Source organism: Olsenella phocaeensis, assembly GCF_048189965.1.
Lineage (GTDB): Bacteria > Actinomycetota > Coriobacteriia > Coriobacteriales > Atopobiaceae > Olsenella_I > Olsenella_I phocaeensis.
On record NZ_DBEZHV010000009.1, the window covers coordinates 21,872 to 39,857 of the forward strand.

Here is a 17,986-nt window from a genome sequence, read left to right on the forward strand (position 1 = left end):
CTCCTTCCGTCGTCGTTGCCGGGCGGGCCGCCCGACCCGAGGCCCCCGGGTCCCGGCCCGTCTGCAACGATTATCCAACAAGACGCCGCCCGCGGGACCGGGGCGCACGCAGACGGTGTGGGCGGCGGCGGAATCGCGACGGGTCCCGGCGCTTCGGGGTTAGACTCTGGACAGGCAGACAAGACGCGCCCGCGCGAGCGGGCAGAGAAGAGGAGCTCACATGGCCGAGACCACCGACGGCATCCCCAGCTTCGACGACCTCGACGAGCCCGTCGCCGCCACCGCGACGACGACGGCCGCGGGGCAGACCAGCATCCCCGGCATGCCCGCCAGCCCCAACCCCGCCGCCCTGGCCAACCCAAAGGCCGACATCGCGGCCCTGAACGACCTCGAGCGGCACCTCTTCGCACACCGCTATGCCTCCATCGGCATCGAGTGCTACGGCCCCTCGATCGACCCCGAGGCGGCGACGGAAGACCGCGGCGAGGCCCTCTCCATCCTCCAGGAGGAGGACCAGGCGCTGCTCTGCTCGGCCGAGACGGGCGCCCTCCTCGAGCGCCTCGGCTCCGTGGGCGAGCTCCTCTCGCCCACCCAGCGCGCCCAGGTGCGCGTCCTGACGCGCGACCGCTCGAGGCTCGTAGACATCCCGGCCGTCGAGGCGTCCGCCTTCACGCGCCTCACCACCGAGTCCGACGCCGTCTGGCGCAAGGCCAAGGACGCCAACGACTGGGCCTCCTTCGAGCCCTACCTGGACCGCGTGGTCGACTCCATGCGCCGCATCGCCAAGCTTCGTAGGCCCGAGGCGGACCCCTACGACGTCTGGCTCGACGACTTCGAGCACGGCAGCGACCGCGCCTTCTATGACGCCTTCTTCTCGCAGGTGAAGGAGACCGTCGTCCCCCTGCTGGCGCAGATCCAGGCAAAGCGGTGGCAGCCCAGCCGCAGCTGCGTGGAGGGCAAGTTCGACGAGAGGCGCCAGTGGGAGCTCGCGAGCGACCTCATGGCGCTCGAGGGCCTCGACCCCAAGGTCATGTTCCTGACCAAGACAGAGCATCCCTACTCGGACGCGCTCACCACCAACTACGCCGTCATCGCCGCGCACGTCCACCCCGATGACGTGGTGAGCAACGTGTACACCATGCTCCACGAGGGCGGTCATGCCCTGTACGAGACGGGCGTCGACCCCAGCCTCAACTACACCTCGCTCAAGGGCGGCACCTCCTCGGGCATCCACGAGAGCCAGTCGCGCTTCTTCGAGAACTACGTCGGCCGCGACCGCGCCTTCGCCCCCACGCTGCTCGGGACCATGTCCCGCCACTTCAGGGGCCAGCTGGGCCGCGTTACGCCCAACCAGTTCTACCTGGCGACAAACCGCGCGGAGGGCTCGCTCGTCCGCACCGAGGCCGACGAGCTCACCTACCCCCTGCACATCCTGATCCGCTACGAGATCGAGCAGCTGCTCTTCTCAGGCGAGGCGAAGGCGACGGACGTCCCGGGGCTCTGGAGGCAGCGCTACAAGGACTACCTGGGAGTCAAGGTGACCGACGACACCCACGGCGCCCTGCAGGACACCCACTGGGCCGACGGGCTCTTCGGCTACTTCCCCACCTACGCGCTGGGAGGCGCCTACGGGGCCCAGTTCCGCCACCGCATGATCGAGGAGGGCATGGACTGGGAGGGCGTGCTCTCGTCGGGCGACCTCGCCCCCATCCGCGCCTGGCTGCGTGACCGCGTGTGGCGCTTCGGCCGCTCCAAGGACCCCGCGCAGATCGTCGAGGACGCCTGCGGAGAGCCCTTCGACGCGCGCCACTACTGCGACTACCTGGTCGAGAAGTTCTCGGCCATCTACGGCCTGTAGGGCAGGGGCCAGGACCGGGCACGCGCCCCGGACGCACAGCCGTCCGGGGCCTTCTTGTGGGGAGGGCGCATGAGGGCGCTGCTTCAGAGGGTCACGGGCGCGGAGGTGCGCGTCGAGGGGGAGCTCAAGGGGCGCTGCGGCAGGGGCTACCTCGTGCTCCTCGGCGTGGGCCCCAACGATGACGAGGCCACCGCCCAGAGGCTTTGGGACAAGGTCCGCCGCCTCAGGGTGTTCGACGACGAGGACGGCAGGATGAACCTCTCGCTTGCCGACGTGGGAGGCGAGGTCCTGGTGGTGAGCCAGTTCACCCTCTATGCCCAGACGCGCCACGGGAACCGCCCGGGCTTCACGGGCGCTGCCCGGCCCGACGTCGCCGTCCCCCTCTACGAGCGCTTCTGCGAGCTGGCCGAGGGAGACTGCCCCCACGTGGGCCGTGGCGTCTTCGGAGCCGACATGCAGGTCTCGCTCGTGAACGACGGCCCCGTGACGATCTGGCTCGACACCGACGAGCTCGCCGGCCCAAGGTGGTAGCGGGGCTTTTTTCCTGCTTTGCAAACGCTGCGAAACCGTTCGCCGAAAAGTGGCTAGACTATTGGGCACATTTGGCGTTAACCAAGGAGAGGTTCTATCAAATGAAGAAGTTCATGAGCGAGTTCAAGGAGTTCATCGCCAAGGGCAACGTGATGGACATGGCCGTCGGCATCATCATCGGCGGCGCCTTCACCGCCATCGTGACGTCGCTGGTGTCCAACATCATCAACCCCCTCATCACCCTCGTCACGGGCGGCGGCACCGGCGTCTCGGGCCTGCAGATTCCCGTCAACGCCGACACCGTGATCGACTTCGGCGCATTCATCTCGGCAATCATCAACTTCCTGATCATCGCCTTCGTCGTCTTCTGCATGGTCAAGGCCCTGAACAAGATGCAGGAGCAGGCCGACAAGCTCCGTCACAAGGAGGCCGTCGAGGAGGCCGCGGCCGCGCCCGTGTGCCCCCACTGCCTCGAGGAGGTCAAGGAGGGCGCCACGCGCTGCCCCCACTGCGGCGGAGAGATCGAGGGCGGCGCCCACGCGGCATAGGCACCACGCTACCGGCACTCAGCCGGGACATGGCAAGGCCAAGGGGGACGTGCTCGGGCGCGTCCCCCTTTCTTGTGTCCCGCCATCATGGGAGACGAGTGCCTCGGGGCGGATTCCCGGCGACGACAGGCGGACGCCAGGCGCAGGCGGACGCCACCGAAGTAGGTAAGCACCTCGGGCGGATGCCGCGCGGCTATTCCTTCTTGCGAGGCTGGAAGCGGTCACAGATGTTCTTGGTCCGGAGGTACTCCCTGCCAAAGGGGTCGCGTACCGGGACCAGGCCGTCCTCGCGCGCGGCGAAGTACATCTCGGGCTCGTGATGGACGCGGGGATCGGCCAGGGTGAAGCCCCGGCTGCAGGTCCCCTGGTACATCCCGGTCCTCTCGTTGAGCGAGAACTCGGCAAAGACGCAGTCGCTGCAGTGGAGCCCTGCCATGGCCATCCCCTCTTCCCCTGGCGCGGCACTCCCCGGCGCGCGCCCTTGTCTGCATTCTATTCCTAGGTGAGAGGAACTTCTCTCTTGTGCCCGTCCTTCGACCACGCTCCGCGTCACGAGGAGTAGCCTGAGGTCAGTCAATCGCCAGGAGGGCAGCATGAACGACTTCATCTTCCAGTCACCCACCCGCTTCGTCTTTGGCCGCGGCTTCGTCGACCGCGTGGGCGAGGAGGTCAGGGGGCTTGGCGCAAGACGCGCGCTCCTGGTGTATGGTGGCGGATCCGTCGCGCGCTCCGGCGCGCTCGACCGCGTCCGAGCCTCCCTCGTCGCGGCAGGCGTCGACTTCGACGAGCTGGGAGGCGTGCGTCCCAACCCCGAGGTCTCCCTCGTGCGCGAAGGCATCGAGCTCGCCCGTGCCCAGGGCGTTGACCTGGTGCTCGCCCTGGGCGGCGGGTCGGTGATCGACAGCTCCAAGGCCATAGCCTTCGGCGTGCCCTACCAGGGCGACGTGTGGGACTTCTTCTGCGGGAAGGCGAAGGTCGGCGCCTGCCTCCCCGTCGCCGTGGCGCTCACCATCCCCGCCGCCGGGTCCGAGGGTTCCGCCTCCTGCGTCATCAGCAACGACGAGCTGCAGGTCAAGAAGGGCACGAGCTCCGATGCCCTGCGCCCGCGCGTGGCGGTCATGGACCCCGAGCTGACCTTCGGGCTCCCTCCCTACCAGACCGCTGCGGGCGTGACCGACATGATCTGCCACGTCTGCGAACGGCTCTTCAGCAACGCCGGACCCGTCCCCGTAACCGACAACGTCGCCCACGGCATCATCCGCGCGATCATGGGCGCGGCGCGCGTGGTGCACGGGCGGCCCGACGACTACGACGCCCGCGCCACGCTCATGTGGGCGGGCAGCCTGGCGCACAACGACCTCTGCGGCTGCGGAAGGGGGCCTGCCGCCGGCAGACGCGCGGGCGGCTGGGAGAGCCACGGCCTCGAGCACGAGATATCGGCCCATCACCCCGAGGTGGCCCACGGCGCCGGCCTGGCGGTCATCCTCCCCACCTGGATGCGCTTTGCCTGGCGCTCCAACCCGCAGCCCTTCCTCTCCTTCGCCCGAGGGGTCTTCGGAATCGAGCCGGACGACGGCAGCGATGCGGCACGGGAGCGCGCCGTCCTGGCGGGCATCGACGCGCTCGAGGACTTCCTCGCCCAGCTGGGAATGCCGCGCACCTTGGGCGAGCTGGGCCTCTCGCCTTCCAACGTCGACGCCTGGGTTCGCACCCTGGCCCAGAACAAGGGCCCGGTCTTCGGAGAGGTCAGGCCGCTCGACATGGACGACGCCCGGGCGATCTACCTCTCCGCGTTCTAGTCGCATCGCCCGCGCACATGCCGATCGCACGTCGCCCGCCCGCGGCAACGTCCTGCGCGACTTTCTCACGCGTGACTACGTCCGACGTGTCTTTCTCACGCGTGACTACGTCCGACGCGTCTCGATTCTGCGCGAATACGTCCGATACGTCTCTCCGCCCTCTGGCAACTGGGCAAACGCGACGGCATTAGACGCGTTCGACGTAGTCGGGCTTAAAGGCCGCGCATTCGACGTAGTCGGACGTAAGTGCGGCGCGTTCGACGTAGTCGGCGGAAGTCCTAGACGCCTGCGCGGGAGAGGAATGCGGAGAGGATCTGGGCGTATCCCTCCTGGCCCAGCGCCTCGCGCGACTCGGCATGGCCCGCTCCCGGGACCAGGTGCAGCTCGACGTAACCCGCGGTCGCGTCGCGCAAGCGTTCGCTGTTGGAGGGTGGGATGAGGGCGTCGTCCTCCCCGTGGATGAGGCAGAGGGGGACGCGGTTGCCCGCGAGCGCCGAGACGGGGCTCGTCTCGGCGAGCTCGAAGCCATAGCGCAGGCGACAGGCTGCGTCCACCACGGGCAGGAGCGGACCCACGCGCGCCTGGTCGTAGCCGGATCGGAGGAGTTCGCGCAGGTTGGCGAAGGGGCAGTCCGCCACGGCGAAGTCGACCTTCGGCCTCGACCCCAGGGCACAGAGCGTGGTGGCGCTCCCCATAGACTCCCCCATGAGCCCCAGGGTGATGTCCTCGCCGAAGCGCTCGCGGGCGTCCGCCACGAGCGTCAGGAGGTCCTCCGACTCGGCCTTGCCCAGGGTGCAGGTGGCAGGTGCGTTCTCTCTGTGGGCGCGTAGGTCATAGACGATGCAGTTGTAGCCGAGGCTCCCCCGGCACCGACGTACTTCGCGGCACCGTAGCGATTGGCCCTGAACCCATGCGAGATGATCACGTAGCGGTCGCTGGGCTCGGGCGCGCTCACGAGCTCGCAGTGGAGCTCGTAGCCGTCCTTGCCGGGCGCGACGTACGCCGTCCTCTCCAGCGATTCGAAGTCTCCCCAGAGCCCGTGGTCCTGCTCCCATCGGCGCTCCTCTGTCAGGCTGTTCCCGTGGGGGCGTGCGATGGTCGAGGCAATGTAGAGCGCGAAGCCGCACACCGCAAGCACGGCAAGGAGGACGAGGGCGAGCGCCATGGAGGCTGGTCGGGGCATGTCTGGGGCTCCTCTCGCCCGTGGGCACTCTCGGGACGTCGCGTCCAGTCTAGGCCTCGGTCTGCCCCATGGTATCCGGGTCGAGGGTAGGACCCATCCCAAAACGCTTTGTCAACTCGGCATATAATTTGGGAGTGACTGTTTCCTTGGAGGAGGAATACATGGGAATTCGCACCCGCAGGGCCCACATGCACTCCCGCACCCACGTGGTGGGGTTTGGCATCGCCGGGGTCTTCGGCTTCATCGCCCTGCTGTTCGTGACGCTGGCGATCTCTCTCGGCGCCATGGTGAGCAACTGGCTCCAGAGCCTGCCCGACTACTCCTCGGCCAACGCCTACCTGGTCGCCGAGCCCACCACGGTCTACGCCGCGGACGGCTCCACCATCGCCGAGTACTACCTGCAGAACCGTAGGAGCGTCGACCTCGACCAGATCTCGAAGTACGTCCTCCAGGCCACGGTCGACACCGAGGACCGCCGCTTCTACCAGCACAACGGAGTGGACCCCCAGGGCATCCTGCGCGCGGTCGTGGCCCAGCTCGGCGGTGGCTCCGAGGGCGCCTCCACCATCACCCAGCAGCTCGTCCGCAACACCGTCCTCTCTGACGAGCAGTTCGAGCAGACGATCAAGCGCAAGGTCCGCGAGGCGTACATCGCCATCCAGATGGAGAAGATGTACAGCAAGGACCAGATCCTGAACATGTACCTCAACACAATCTACTACGGCCACAGCGCGTACGGCATCGAGGCGGCGTCCACCACCTACTTCAACAAGCACGCGAGCGACCTGACCCTGGCCGAGGCGGCAACGCTGGCCGGCCTCCCCCAGTCCCCCTCCGCCTACGACCCCTTCTCGAACCCCGAGGCGGCGACGGCCCGGCGCAACACGGTCCTGGACCACATGCTCAACGAGGGCGACATCAGCCAGGAGGACCACGACGCCGCCGTTTCCGAGGAGCTCACCCTCAACGAGGGCAGCTTCTCCGAGGCCGCGGCGAACTACCCCTACTTCACCGACTACGTGAAGCAGCTGCTCCTTGAGGACTTCGACCAGGACACCGTCATGCAGGGCGGCCTCAAGGTCTACACCACCCTCGACCCCAGCAAGCAGGCGGCGGCCGAGGATGCCGTCCAGAGCCGTCTCGAGTCCATCGGGAACGACCGCCTCGACGCCGCACTCTGTGCCGTGGACCCCAGCACCGGCTACATCGTCGCCATGGTGGGCGGCCGGGACTACTCGGAGAACCAGTTCAACCTGGCCACGCAGGCTCGCAGGCAGCCGGGCTCCAGCTTCAAGATCTTCACGCTGGCGGCGGCGCTCAACGCGGGCATGAACCCCAGCGTGCTCATCAACTGCAACTCCCCCATGCAGTTCACCCCCACCTGGAAGGTCCAGAACTTCGGCAACGAGAGCTACGGCACCCTGAGCCTCGCCAACGCCTTCGCCATCTCGTCCAACACGGGCTTCGTGCAGGTCATCGAAGCCGTCGGCGCGGACAAGGTGGTCAGCATGGCCAAGGCCATGGGCATTGACGTCGACCTTCCCGCCTACGAGTCGATCACCCTGGGCACCGAGGGCGTGCCCCCTGTGCAGATGGCCGAGGCCTACGCGACCATCGCCTCCGGCGGCGTGCATCGCGACGCCATCGCCATCACCAAGATAGAGGACCGCAACGGCAACACAGTCTACGAGCACCAGGACAGCCCCACGCAGGTCATCGAGCCCTCCGTGGCCCAGGACATCCGCAAGGTGACCCAGGGCGTCACGCGCAGCGGCGGCACGGCGAGCGTGGTGGGCTACACCATGAGTGCCAACCAGCCCGTGGGCGGCAAGACCGGCACTTCCGAGAACTACCGCGACCTCTGGTTCTGCGGCATCACCCCGCAGCTCTCCGTCGCCGTGTGGTGCGGCTACCAGGAAGAGGCCCCCGTCATCGTGGGCGGCTCCTACGGCCACCCCTACAACACCGCCGTGCCCATCTTCGTGAGCTTCGTGAACCAGGCCCTCGACGGCGTCGACCGGGCGGAGTTCCCCAGCGTCACGACCAGCCCCACCTACAAGGAGAACAGCTCCTGGAAGTTCAGCAAGACCAACGAGTACACGAACAGCAACTATTACTACTACGAGACCGTCGAGGACGACGAGGAAGAGACCCAGGTCGACGAGGAGACCCAGAGGCAGACTCGCGAACGCACCCGTGACGAGTCCGAGTCCGGAGGCGGCACACAGGCTACGCCCGGCGCGTCGACGGGCGGGGCGTCTGGCGCGTCGACGGGCGGGACGTCCGGCACGGGCGAGTCCACGCCCCCGGCCGAGACGGCGGGCGGAGGCAGATCGACGACTGAGTAGGCACCTTCCCCACGCACATTGCCGCAAGACACGCTTACCCCCGGCGCCGGAAGTGCGCGTGCCGGGGGCAAGCCGCTTTCTATGGCAAAAGATGCGAGCGAGAGGTGCGCCCTTTCCTACTTGTTGTGCGTGTCCCTCAGCTTGCTGACCAGGTTGACCAGGTCCTTCGCGGCATCCTCGCTGCCCGAGACGACCAAGACGGTGTCATTGCCGGCAACGGAGCCCTTGACCTCGGGAAGCGCGGCGGCGTCGACTGCGGCGGCGACACCAGGGGCGGTGCCGGGCTGCGACTTGATGACCACGAGGTTGCCAGCCCTCTCCACGTCGCTCACGAACTCGGAGACCATGCGCTGCAGGTGAAGGTCCTCGGCCAGCACGTAGATGCCCTCCGCGAGCTTGCGCAACCCCATGTCCGCGATGTCGCGCGAGACCGTCGCCTGAGTGCAGTTGTAGCCGATGGACTGAAGCTCATCCACCAGCGCCCGTTGGGTGCGGATCGACTTGCCCCTCACGATGTCCCTGATGGCGTCCTGCCTGTTGTTGCGCCTCTTGACCACTACTCGTCCTCCCAATATGCATGCGTCGACGAGCGACGCGATTCTCACCCTTTACGCATATGCGATAAGGTTTTCTCACAAACATGTTTACTGTGCTCCAGCATGTAAATAAAAGTCAAGAAGTATTGGCTAAACGCACAAGGTGCTTCGATATGCGCAGGCCATCTCCTTACCGGCGCGGTGGCCACGCGACGCCCTTCCCAACGCGACCCAGGCAGCACCGTCAGCCGCAGCGCCGCCGACCCATGGGACCAGGATACTAGCACCTTGCCTGGCCAGGCCTCCGTTAGCCGCTCCCCTGGCACCCGTTCTGACAGCCTGCCGTAATATGTGATGCACGTGGTGCGATTGCGCACGTTCCGGGCGCGTCCGCCAGAGTGCTACGGAGGAATCGAAATGGCCAACTCCCCAGACCCAAGACGACGCCGCGGCTCCTCGGGCCGCTCGGCCAGGTCCGTCGCCCAGCGGCAGAGCGAGCAGCGCTACGGGTCAACCAACAGCAGGGACTACTCGCGCTCCAGGCAGGGGCGCACCCTCAAGGGCACGTCCCACCCCAGCCAGAGGAACCAGGGTCGCTACCGCAGCGAGCGCAACTACCGCTCCATCGCGGGCCATGACACGGGCTACTCGCTCAAGTCGCACCGCATAGGCTTCGAGCGCGGCTCGGGAGGGCTGCTGGGTCGCCACGGCCTCAACAATCGCTCGCTCCTCCTGCTCCTCGCCGGACTCGTCGTCATCCTCGCCCTCGTGGCGGGGGTCTCGAGCTGCGTCAGGAGCTGCTCCTCCCCCGCACAGCCCGACCAGGGCGACCAGACCTCGCAGGCGGAGGGAGGCAACTCCCTCGACTCGCGCGTGGCCGCCGGCGCGAGCGACGACCTCACGGCCAAGTTCTCGACCGCCCTCGACCACGGCGAGAAGATCGCCCAGATAGCGGCCAACGCCAACAAGTACCCGGACGAGCGACTCTGCGAGCTGGCCCTCCTCGAGCCCGACGCCATCGACTTCGTGACGGCGGTCCCCACGGCCGAGAAGAGCGCCCAGGCCTACCAGGACAGCGTCACCCAGGGCACGTTCCCCGAGCTCTACGACTGGGACATCCGCTGGGGCTTCGTGGACTACGCGGGCAGCAACATCGGCGTCAACGGCTCGGGACCGACCTCCCTCGCCATAGCCTACATGGGCCTCACGGGCAAGTCCGACAAGACCCCCGCCGACCTCGCTGCCGACGCGACGAGCGGCAGCTACGCCACCAACGAGGACATCGCGACCAAGACCGACTTCTTCGCGAGCGAGGCCCAGAAGCTGGGACTCACCCTGCACGAGTACACGGCCTCGGGAGAGAACCTCTCCACCATCCTCGCGGACGGCCAGGAGGTCGCGGTCATCGTCCAGCTCGCGGCGAACTTCGACAGCCCCTACGTCCACTGGGCCGTCGTCGTGGGCACCAACCAGGACGGCTCGGTCATCCTGCGCGACCCCAGCTCCAAGCAGGCCTCCTCGCACGGCTGGGCGGCCGGGACCATCGGCTCCAACTCCTCGGTCTTCTACGCCCTCAGCTACGACGGCGGGTCGTCCGCGACGGAGGGCAACTCCTCCGGCGAGTAGTCCCACGAACGTTCTGGCCCATGCCCCGGGCGAGGGGGACTCACCTCTCGCCCGGGGCATCTCCATGCGTGGCGGCAACGGGGACCCACGCCAGAGGGACCGTGCCCGAAGGCACCCTGACCCCAACCAACGAAGGGCCGGGCCGCCAACCAGGCGACCCGGCCCCGTAAGCTGCCCGACGCCATCCGTCAGGCAGGCCAGGCGATGTCTTCCCGCGTCCTACGAGAGGAGCGCCTCGGAGGCCGCCTGGAGCTTGTCCCTCACGGCCTCGGACTCGGCGCGCGTGGCACCCTTGGAGAAGAGGTAGGCCTTGACCTTGGGCTCGGTCCCCGAGGGACGGAAGATGACCTTGTTGTCGTCCTCCAGGCGGAACTCGATCACGTTGGCGGGAGGCAGCGCCTGCGCCTCCTCCTTCTGCAGGCCAGAGACGCGCGGCATCTGGGCGCCGGTGGCGTAGTCGGTCATGCCCACGACCTTGAGGCCGCCGATCTCCGCCGGTGGGTTGTCACGCAGGCCCTGCATGATGCCCGCCATCTTCTGCGCCCCGGCGGCACCGGGGAAGGCGGCGTTGACCGTGCCGTTGAGGTAGTAGCCATACCTCTGGTACAGGGCCTCCATGGCCTCGTAGAGGTCCATGCCGCGGGAGGCGTAGTCGGACGCCATCTCGACGCACATCTCGACCGCGACGATGGCGTCCTTGTCGCGGGCATGGGTGCCCACGAGGTAGCCGTAGGACTCCTCGAAGCCCATGAGGTAGCGGTCCTCCTCGCCCTCGTCCTTGAGCTGGTCGATCTGGTCGCCGATGTACTTGAAGCCGGTGAGCACGCGCCTGAGCTCGAAGCCCTTGTCACGCGCGAGGGCGTCGGGCATCGCGGACGAGACGATGGTGGTGACTGCGACCTTGCGCGCAACGTCCTCGCCATTGGCCTCGGCCATGTTGGCGAGCCAGTCCATGAGCAGGACGCCCATCTCGTTGCCCGAGAGCAGCTTGTACTCGCCGTCGTGCGGGATGGCGGTGCCCATGCGGTCGGCGTCGGGGTCGGTGGCGACCAGGAGGTTGGGCTTGACCTCGTCGGCGAGCTTCAGGCCGAGCTCGAGCGCCTCGCGGAACTCGGGGTTGGGGTACTTGCAGGTGGGGAAGTTCCCGTCTGGCTCGGCCTGCTCCGGGACGACGGTCACGTTCTCGACGCCGATCTCCTTGAGAATGCGCGTGACGCACTCCATGCCCGTGCCGTTGAGCGGGGTGTAGACCACAGAGTAGCTCTCGTCCGCCTTGAAACCGGGGACCGAGACCTTCTTGATGCTCTGGATGAAGGAGTCCAGGACCTCCTCGGGGGTCCACTCGATCAGACCCTTGGCCAGGCCCTCCTCGAAGTCCATGCGCTTGACGTCCTCGAAGGGATCGACCTTGGCGATGTTGGCGCTGATCTCGTCCGCTGCCTCGTCGGTGATCTGGCCACCGTTGTCGTTGTAGACCTTGTAGCCGTTGTACTGCGCGGGGTTGTGGGAGGCCGTGAGCACAATGCCGGCAGAGGTGTGCAGGTAACGCACCGCGAACGAGAGCGTGGGGACGGGCTCGATGCGGGGGTAGACGTACACGTGGATGCCATTGGCGGCAAGGACGCCCGCCGCGACCTTCTGGAAGTCCTCCCCCTTGAGGCGGGAGTCGCGGGCGAGCGCGAGCGTGGGCTTGTCGTAGTGGGCGTTGAGGTAGTCCGCCACACCCTGGGTCGCCTGGGCAACGACGTAGACGTTCATTCGGTTGGTGCCCACGCCCAGGACGCCGCGCAGACCCGCGGTGCCAAAGGCGAGGTCGCGGTAGAAGGCGTCGTTCAGGGCCTCGTCGTCGGATGCCAGCCCCTCGAGCTCGGCCTTGAGGTCAGGCTCGCTGACCTTCTCCCTCCAAAGCTGGACCTTGGCCTGCGTGTCCTTGTCCATGTGCTTCTCCTTTGGGTCGACCTGCTGCGCTCTCGCGCCCTATATGTACCTTGCCCATCATGGTAGTCGTTGGGGGGCACCTCCGGGGTCGCGGCCGCGCCAGAGGGGCGGCGCATGCCGCGGGCGGGGAGCGGAGCGAGGGACGGCAGGTGCGTGCCGCGCAAACCGCGGACAGACTGCGCGGGTTTCGGCCTTTCCCCAGCCCAGCAGAGATTCGCGCGCAAACCGCAAGCGACCTGCGCGGCAATGGCCCCGGAGTCTCGTCTGCGGCGCGCAAGCCACGGACAGTCTGCGCGCAATCTCACGTTTTCCCAGCTCGGGAGAATTTCGTGCGCAACCTGGCCCCAGCCTGCGCGCCAGCCTCCCGGCGTGACGGGGCGTGTGGCTTTGGGGAGCACCCGACGATTCCCAGAACGGCGAGAGGAGCCCAGCTATCATGGTTCGCACCTACATTCCACGGGCGAAAGGTGACCCGATGAACGCCGAGCCAGGCCCCACCACCCAGACAGCCACAGAAGTCTCCGACGAAGGCGACGCGCGCCGCGAGACAACCGGAGGCCTCGAGTTCTTCGCGAGCTGCCCCTCCGGCTTCGAGCGGCTGCTCGCCGACGAGCTCTCTGGCCTGCGAATCCAGCAGCTGCGCCCCCTCAGGGGCCAGGTCGGCTTCGTGGGCGGCCTCGAGGACGCCTACCGCGCCTGCCTCTGGTCCCGCATCGCCTCCCGCGTCGTGCTGGTCCTCGCCCGTGTGAGCGCGCGCGATGCCGACGCGCTCTATCAGGGTATCTCCGAGATTCCCTGGGAGGAGCAGCTCCTCCCCAGCTCGACCGTGGCCGTGGACGCCCACGGCACCAACTCCCAGCTCAGGAACACCCAGTTCGTGGCGGTCAGGGCAAAGGACGCCATCGTCGACCGCATGCTCGCGCGCACCGGGGCACGACCTGACGTCGACACCTCGCACCCAGACCTCCGCGTGGTGGTGCGCGTCTCGCGCGAGCGCGCGACCGTGGGCATAGACCTCAGCGGAGAGGCGCTCTTCCGCCGCGGATACGAGGCCGCGCGTTCGCCGCGCGCGAGCATCACGCCCCTCAGGCCCGACTACGCGGCCGCCCTCCTCGCGGCGGGTGGCTGGTTCCGCAGCTGCCGCCGCGACGACCCCACGCTCGCCGTCGCGCACTCCGGGGCGGGCACCCTGGTGGTCGAGGCGGCCGCGCAGGCGCTCGACCGCGCCCCGGGGCTGCTCAGGCGGCGCTGGGGCTTCCAGGGCTGGCTTGGGCACGACGAGGAGACATGGCAGCGCCTCCTCGCCGAGGCCCAGGAGCGGGCGGAGCTCGGCCAGGAACGCGTGAGCTCGGGACGGACGCAGCTCGTCCTCCTCGCCTCCGAGGCCCGCAAGGGCGCACTCGACTCCGCCCGCCAGGCGCTCCGCGCGGCCGGAATGGACGTCGAGCTCCGCATGGGCAGCCTGTCATGGCTGCAGGAGCTCCTCGAGGGCCACTGCTCCGAGCGGAAGGGTGGCTTCTCTCCCCTGCTCGTGGCCGACCTGTCATGGCTTGCCGAGGACGAGGTCGCCGTGCAGGCGTCATCGCTGGCGGACGTCGTCTCGCTGTCGGCGCTCGCTGACGACCGGTCGCGGCTCGTCGTGCTGGCGAAGGACGCCACGGTCGACTCCGTCCTGGGCGCCAGCCCTGCCAGCACGAGCGAGGTCTACGTGGGTCAGGACAGGGCGAGCGTGCGCGTCTTTGCCGCCGAGGCGCTGGGAGGGGCGGCCCGGGAGCGCCCCCAGCTGACCCTTCCCGACGGCCAGAGGGTCCCCGTGCTGGTACCCGCCAGCGACCAGTTCGCCGCGCGCCTGGCGAAGGTCGCCCGGTTCCGGCGCAAGTGGGCGCGGCGCGAGGACGTGAGCTGCTACCGCGTCTATGACGCAGACCTGCCCGACTACGCCGTCACCATCGACCTCTTCCAGGGCTCCGAGCTCATGCCCGCGCGCAAGGGCAGGGGGCGCTGGCTGCAGGTCTTCGAGTACGCCCCGCCGAAGTCCGTCGACCCCGCGCTCGCGCGCATGAGGCTCCTCGACGTGCTGGCCATCGCGCCGCGCGTCCTGGACGTCCGCCCCGAGGACTGCTTCGTCCGCGTGCGCACCCGCGCCCGTGGCGGCTCGCAGTACGCCGACGAGGCGTCTGCGGGCCAGGACGCTCGCCGCGAGCGCGTCTATGGGAGGGAGAGGGACGCGCACGCTCGACAGGACCACCCCCGCCGGCCGACGCTCCCCAAGGGCGCGCACCTTGTGGACGAGGGTGGGCTCACCTTCGAGGTCAGCTTCTCCACCCGCCTGGACTGCGGGCTCTTCCTCGACAACCGCGAGACCCGTGCCATGTTGCGCGAGATGGCCAAGAAGACCGAGGGCTCGAAGCGCTTCCTCAACCTCTTCGCCTACACCGGGTCCGCCACCTGCTACGCAGCGGACGGGGGCGCCAAGCACACCACGACCGTGGACATGAGCCGCCCCTCGCTTGACTGGGCTCGCCGCAACATGGAGCGCAATGGCTTCGACGGACCGGAGCACGAGTTCGTCCAGGCGGACGTCATAGGGTGGGTGAGCGAGCAGAGACGCACCGCGAACCGCTGGGACCTCATCTTCTGCGACGTGCCCACCTTCTCGAACTCCAACCGCATGCGCGGGAGCTGGGACGTGCAGCGCGACCATGCCGAGCTGCTCATAGGCCTGAGCCGCGTCCTGACCAGGAACGGCCGTGCCGTCTTCTGCTGCAACCTGCGCGACTTCAGGCCCGACGTGGAGAAGCTCCGCCGCTATGGCGTGGAGCTCGAGGACGTGACCACGCAGACCATCCCCGAGGACTTCTCGCGCAACCAGAAGGTGCACCACTGCTACGTTCTGCGGCGCGTCGCCACGGAGTCGCGCGCGTAGGGCCGTCGGCCCATAGGAGCGACCTGACGCGAGAGACCCCGCGCATGGCGACCAGTCAGGACGTCGCCCATGCGGCATGGCCAGGGCACCGATAGCGACCATGTGACTAGGCGCGAGCTGGCATCCCTCGCATAACGAGAGTGGTGGGCTCCGTGCCCGCCCCCTCGGAGCTATGTACTAGGCCCTCGATCGAGCCGGCGCGCCCCTCTCGCCCATTCCCTGGACTCCATGCTGATTTCAGTTATGTAATATCGTATTACGTAACTAGGATCCCATTGACTATAACTATAAAGTCTTTATAGTTAGGGAGAGGGAATGCCGAAAGAGCAAGAGGTCCGAGAGGTGATCAGCCGTCTGAGGCGCGAAGGTTAGGACGACGAGCCGGGTCGTGGCAGTCACATCGTCTTTCGCAGGTCAGGATGGATGATCACCGTCCCCACGGCGAAGCGCGAGATTCCCGTCGGCACGTACCGAAACATCGCCAAGGCGGCAGGCTGGATCTAGGGAGCGAAGGGGTTGGTTCGATGAGGGACTATGTCTTCATGACCGTGCTCGAAAAGGACGAGGAGGGGGGCTATGACGTCAGCGTCCCCGACCTCCCCGGCTGCTTCAGCCATGGCGACACGCGCATGAGGGCGCTCGCAAGCGCCGCTGACGCCATGGCCACCTACATCGCGTCCCTGCTTGCCCACGGCGAGCCCGTCCCCGAGCCCCGGCAGGTCTCCCCTGACGACGGACGCGAGGCTGTCGCCGTGTATTTCCAGACAGACGGTTCCTACGTCCTGCCCGGCGAGCGCGTCAGCGCCGCCGAAGCCGCCAGGAGGCTTGGTGTCTCGGCGGGCAGGGTCACCCAGATGATCGCCTCCGGGATATTGGATGGGTTCCGAATCGGCAGGCACACCTTCGTGACCGTCGCCAGCATCGAGCGCAGGCTCGCAGAGGGAAGCCGGCCAGGGCGGCCCTCCGGACGGCAGCGGGCCGCCCTGGCCTAGCCCCTGCCTCTTCGGGTTCACGCCAGCTGCATGCGGGGGCAAGCCAACGGCCTGTCCCCCGCATGCTTCGCCGCGAGCTCCGTAGGGTCGCGCGCGCCTATGCCCTCTTGTAGAAGGCCTCCATGTCGCGCGACATGGCCTCGAGCGTGGGCACGTCCACGTAGGCCATGTGCCCGCAGCCATAGAGGTGCCATTCGACCTGTCCCTTGAGCTCGGACGAGAGGAACTGGCAGCTCATGTCGTGGACCACGTTCCAGTAGGTGGTCGCCGCGTCGTAGCGCCCTCCCAAGATCGCCAGCTTCATGTGGGGGTTGCGCCTCATCGCGACCGCGATGTCGTAGGCGACGTTGGGCGCGAAGCTCTCTCCGTCCTTGCCGGGCTCCTCGTGCGTCCACTTCCAGTTGACTCCCACGCGCTCGTAGTTGCTCGAGAGGTAGCGCGCCGGGCCGCGATACCCCAGCTCGTCGTGGAGGAAGCGCCTGAAGGCGCTGGTCCAGCTGGACTCCACGGCGTCGTCGGCCGCGTCCTCACCCGCGAACCAGGCGTTGCTCGACTGGACGGCCACCGGCGCGTCCGAGCTGAAGCGCATGTCGAGCCGGCCGCAGACCTTCCCCTCGTCGGCCAGGATGTTGCGGCGGAAGTCGTCCAGGGTGATCCTCAGGCGCGCGCGGCGGATGTGCTCGGCGGGAAGTCCGATGAACTCGCCCATCTGGCGCGCGACCTCGTCCTCGCGTGCAGGGTCAAGCCGGTCGCCGCGCAGGAGCGCCGGAGCCAGCACGTCCTCGTTCCAGTCCATGGCGCGCTGGAACCACTCGTCCTCACCCACGCCCTGCCCCGCCTTGCCGAAGAACTGCGCTGCCGCGGCCATGGTGGGCATCATGCCCAAGTGGTAGAGGTCCTCCCCCTCCTGGACCTGGACCCAGTCGAAGATGGCCGAGAGCATGGTGACGCCGGCCAGCTTGACGTCGCGCTCGCCCAGGAGGCGCATCAGGACGGCGTTGCGCACGGTGCCGTAGGACTCCCCGAAGAGGTAGACGGGGCTGGTCCAGCGGCCGTTCTCCTCCAGCCACTGGCTGATGGCGCGCGCGAAGGCGTCCGCGTCGCCGTCCACGCCGAAGATCTTGGAGGTGTCGGCGCCCTCCGCCACGCTCGACCAGCCCGTGCCCAGGGCGTCCAGGAAGACGAGGTCAGTCTGGCGCAGCAGGGTGCAGGGGTTGTCCTCGACCACGATGGGATGGGCGAGGTGGTTGACGCCGTCGGTGCGCACGCGACGGGGCCCGATGCCACCAAAGTTGATGGGCACGCTCGCGCAGCCGGGACCGCCGTTGTAGGCGAAGGTCACGGGACGGGCGGCGTCAGCCCTGCCCTCGCCGTCCACCGCCACGTAGGTCATCGAGAACATGCGCCCGATGAGGGCACCGGTGTCCGCGCGCACGTCCAGGTGGGCGGCCGTGCAGTCGTAGTCGATGTGCTCGCCAGCGCTCGCACCCGAGCCGTCCCAGGCGAGGCGGGCCGTCGCGGACTGGGGGGTCTCCAGGCGGGGGTCCGCCGGCACGGTCATGAAGCTGTCCTTGGGAATCCTTGTGGCTGTGGCCGCCTGCGGCGCGGTCGCGGCGTTGGCGGTGTCCTGCTCTGCCATCGTTTCTCCTCACTGGCCCGAGGGCCGATGCCTGGCCTCCTACCCCGCGCCAACGGGCGAGA

Annotated in this window: 14 protein-coding genes and 1 pseudogene; 9 read left to right on the forward strand and 6 right to left on the reverse strand. The window is 68.0% G+C overall.

Annotation, left to right across the window (positions count from 1 at the left end):
• Positions 1–220: 220 nt before the first annotated feature.
• The 3 genes from ACMPH2_RS04355 (at position 221) to mscL (ending at position 2,937) form a co-directional block, all read left to right on the forward strand.
• Positions 221–1,858, forward strand: a complete 1,638-nt coding sequence (locus ACMPH2_RS04355) for a carboxypeptidase M32 (protein ID WP_417118727.1) — start codon at positions 221–223, stop codon at positions 1,856–1,858.
• Positions 1,859–1,927: 69 nt separating this feature from the next.
• The gene (dtd, locus tag ACMPH2_RS04360) at positions 1,928–2,389 is read left to right on the forward strand and encodes a D-aminoacyl-tRNA deacylase (protein ID WP_417118728.1); all 462 of its coding nucleotides are present in this window, start codon (positions 1,928–1,930) and stop codon (positions 2,387–2,389) included.
• Between the two features lie 101 nt (positions 2,390–2,490).
• Positions 2,491–2,937, forward strand: a complete 447-nt coding sequence (gene mscL / locus ACMPH2_RS04365) for a large conductance mechanosensitive channel protein MscL (protein WP_009279631.1) — start codon at positions 2,491–2,493, stop codon at positions 2,935–2,937.
• Positions 2,938–3,130: 193 nt separating this feature from the next.
• Here mscL and ACMPH2_RS04370 read toward each other — a convergent pair whose 3' ends face one another.
• Positions 3,131–3,373, reverse strand: coding sequence for a hypothetical protein (locus ACMPH2_RS04370; RefSeq protein WP_303131896.1), 243 nt, complete (start codon positions 3,371–3,373; stop codon positions 3,131–3,133).
• A 157-nt stretch (positions 3,374–3,530) separates the two neighbouring features.
• Between ACMPH2_RS04370 and ACMPH2_RS04375 the strand changes: the two genes are divergently transcribed.
• Positions 3,531–4,736, forward strand: coding sequence for an iron-containing alcohol dehydrogenase (locus tag ACMPH2_RS04375; RefSeq protein WP_417118729.1), 1,206 nt, complete (start codon positions 3,531–3,533; stop codon positions 4,734–4,736).
• A 278-nt stretch (positions 4,737–5,014) separates the two neighbouring features.
• Here ACMPH2_RS04375 and ACMPH2_RS04380 read toward each other — a convergent pair whose 3' ends face one another.
• Complete coding sequence (locus tag ACMPH2_RS04380) at positions 5,015–5,491, reverse strand: alpha/beta hydrolase (RefSeq protein ID WP_197414918.1); 477 nt, start codon at positions 5,489–5,491, stop codon at positions 5,015–5,017.
• Between the two features lie 5 nt (positions 5,492–5,496).
• Positions 5,497–5,919: a hypothetical protein gene (locus ACMPH2_RS04385; RefSeq protein ID WP_200781425.1), complete on the reverse strand. Its 423-nt coding sequence runs from the start codon at positions 5,917–5,919 to the stop codon at positions 5,497–5,499.
• 161 nt (positions 5,920–6,080) lie between these two features.
• Here ACMPH2_RS04385 and ACMPH2_RS04390 point away from each other — a divergent pair, with 161 nt between their 5' ends.
• Entirely contained in the window at positions 6,081–8,267 is a 2,187-nt protein-coding gene (locus ACMPH2_RS04390) for a transglycosylase domain-containing protein (RefSeq protein WP_417118730.1), read from the forward strand.
• Positions 8,268–8,383: 116 nt separating this feature from the next.
• Here ACMPH2_RS04390 and ACMPH2_RS04395 read toward each other — a convergent pair whose 3' ends face one another.
• A complete protein-coding gene (locus tag ACMPH2_RS04395) occupies positions 8,384–8,824 on the reverse strand; it encodes an arginine repressor (RefSeq protein ID WP_009279636.1) in 441 nt (146 codons plus the stop codon).
• A 396-nt stretch (positions 8,825–9,220) separates the two neighbouring features.
• On the opposite strand from ACMPH2_RS04395, the gene ACMPH2_RS04400 reads away from it, so the two are divergent.
• Positions 9,221–10,429: a cysteine peptidase family C39 domain-containing protein gene (locus ACMPH2_RS04400; RefSeq protein WP_062529833.1), complete on the forward strand. Its 1,209-nt coding sequence runs from the start codon at positions 9,221–9,223 to the stop codon at positions 10,427–10,429.
• A gap of 219 nt (positions 10,430–10,648) precedes the next feature.
• Here the strand turns inward: ACMPH2_RS04400 and ACMPH2_RS04405 are convergent, their stop codons facing one another.
• Positions 10,649–12,367, reverse strand: coding sequence for a phospho-sugar mutase (locus ACMPH2_RS04405; protein ID WP_062529831.1), 1,719 nt, complete (start codon positions 12,365–12,367; stop codon positions 10,649–10,651).
• A 475-nt stretch (positions 12,368–12,842) separates the two neighbouring features.
• Here ACMPH2_RS04405 and rlmKL point away from each other — a divergent pair, with 475 nt between their 5' ends.
• From rlmKL to ACMPH2_RS04420, 3 genes and pseudogenes are all read left to right on the forward strand, one after another.
• Positions 12,843–15,293 (forward strand): bifunctional 23S rRNA (guanine(2069)-N(7))-methyltransferase RlmK/23S rRNA (guanine(2445)-N(2))-methyltransferase RlmL, encoded by a 2,451-nt coding sequence (gene rlmKL / locus ACMPH2_RS04410; RefSeq protein WP_417118731.1) that lies wholly within the window; start codon positions 12,843–12,845, stop codon positions 15,291–15,293.
• Between the two features lie 396 nt (positions 15,294–15,689).
• Positions 15,690–15,797: pseudogene (locus ACMPH2_RS04415) on the forward strand (type II toxin-antitoxin system HicA family toxin); the annotation flags it as partial.
• Between the two features lie 20 nt (positions 15,798–15,817).
• Entirely contained in the window at positions 15,818–16,285 is a 468-nt protein-coding gene (locus tag ACMPH2_RS04420) for a type II toxin-antitoxin system HicB family antitoxin (RefSeq protein WP_062529827.1), read from the forward strand.
• 97 nt (positions 16,286–16,382) lie between these two features.
• On the opposite strand, the gene ACMPH2_RS04425 is transcribed toward ACMPH2_RS04420, so the two are convergent.
• Entirely contained in the window at positions 16,383–17,924 is a 1,542-nt protein-coding gene (locus ACMPH2_RS04425) for a S10 family peptidase (RefSeq protein ID WP_417118732.1), read from the reverse strand.
• Positions 17,925–17,986: the final 62 nt, after the last annotated feature.

What these genes read in the sequence shown, in the direction of transcription:
- ACMPH2_RS04385 (WP_200781425.1), bottom strand. Translation starts at nt 5,919, where the DNA reads ATGCCCCGACCAGCCTCCATGGCGCTCGCCCTCGTCCTCCTTGCCGTG.
- dtd (WP_417118728.1), top strand. Translation starts at nt 1,928, where the DNA reads ATGAGGGCGCTGCTTCAGAGGGTCACGGGCGCGGAGGTGCGCGTCGAG.
- ACMPH2_RS04370 (WP_303131896.1), bottom strand. Translation starts at nt 3,373, where the DNA reads ATGGCAGGGCTCCACTGCAGCGACTGCGTCTTTGCCGAGTTCTCGCTC.
- ACMPH2_RS04420 (WP_062529827.1), top strand. Translation starts at nt 15,818, where the DNA reads ATGAGGGACTATGTCTTCATGACCGTGCTCGAAAAGGACGAGGAGGGG.
- ACMPH2_RS04390 (WP_417118730.1), top strand. Translation starts at nt 6,081, where the DNA reads ATGGGAATTCGCACCCGCAGGGCCCACATGCACTCCCGCACCCACGTG.
- ACMPH2_RS04405 (WP_062529831.1), bottom strand. Translation starts at nt 12,367, where the DNA reads ATGGACAAGGACACGCAGGCCAAGGTCCAGCTTTGGAGGGAGAAGGTC.
- mscL (WP_009279631.1), top strand. Translation starts at nt 2,491, where the DNA reads ATGAAGAAGTTCATGAGCGAGTTCAAGGAGTTCATCGCCAAGGGCAAC.
- ACMPH2_RS04355 (WP_417118727.1), top strand. Translation starts at nt 221, where the DNA reads ATGGCCGAGACCACCGACGGCATCCCCAGCTTCGACGACCTCGACGAG.
- ACMPH2_RS04425 (WP_417118732.1), bottom strand. Translation starts at nt 17,924, where the DNA reads ATGGCAGAGCAGGACACCGCCAACGCCGCGACCGCGCCGCAGGCGGCC.
- ACMPH2_RS04375 (WP_417118729.1), top strand. Translation starts at nt 3,531, where the DNA reads ATGAACGACTTCATCTTCCAGTCACCCACCCGCTTCGTCTTTGGCCGC.
- ACMPH2_RS04400 (WP_062529833.1), top strand. Translation starts at nt 9,221, where the DNA reads ATGGCCAACTCCCCAGACCCAAGACGACGCCGCGGCTCCTCGGGCCGC.
- rlmKL (WP_417118731.1), top strand. Translation starts at nt 12,843, where the DNA reads ATGAACGCCGAGCCAGGCCCCACCACCCAGACAGCCACAGAAGTCTCC.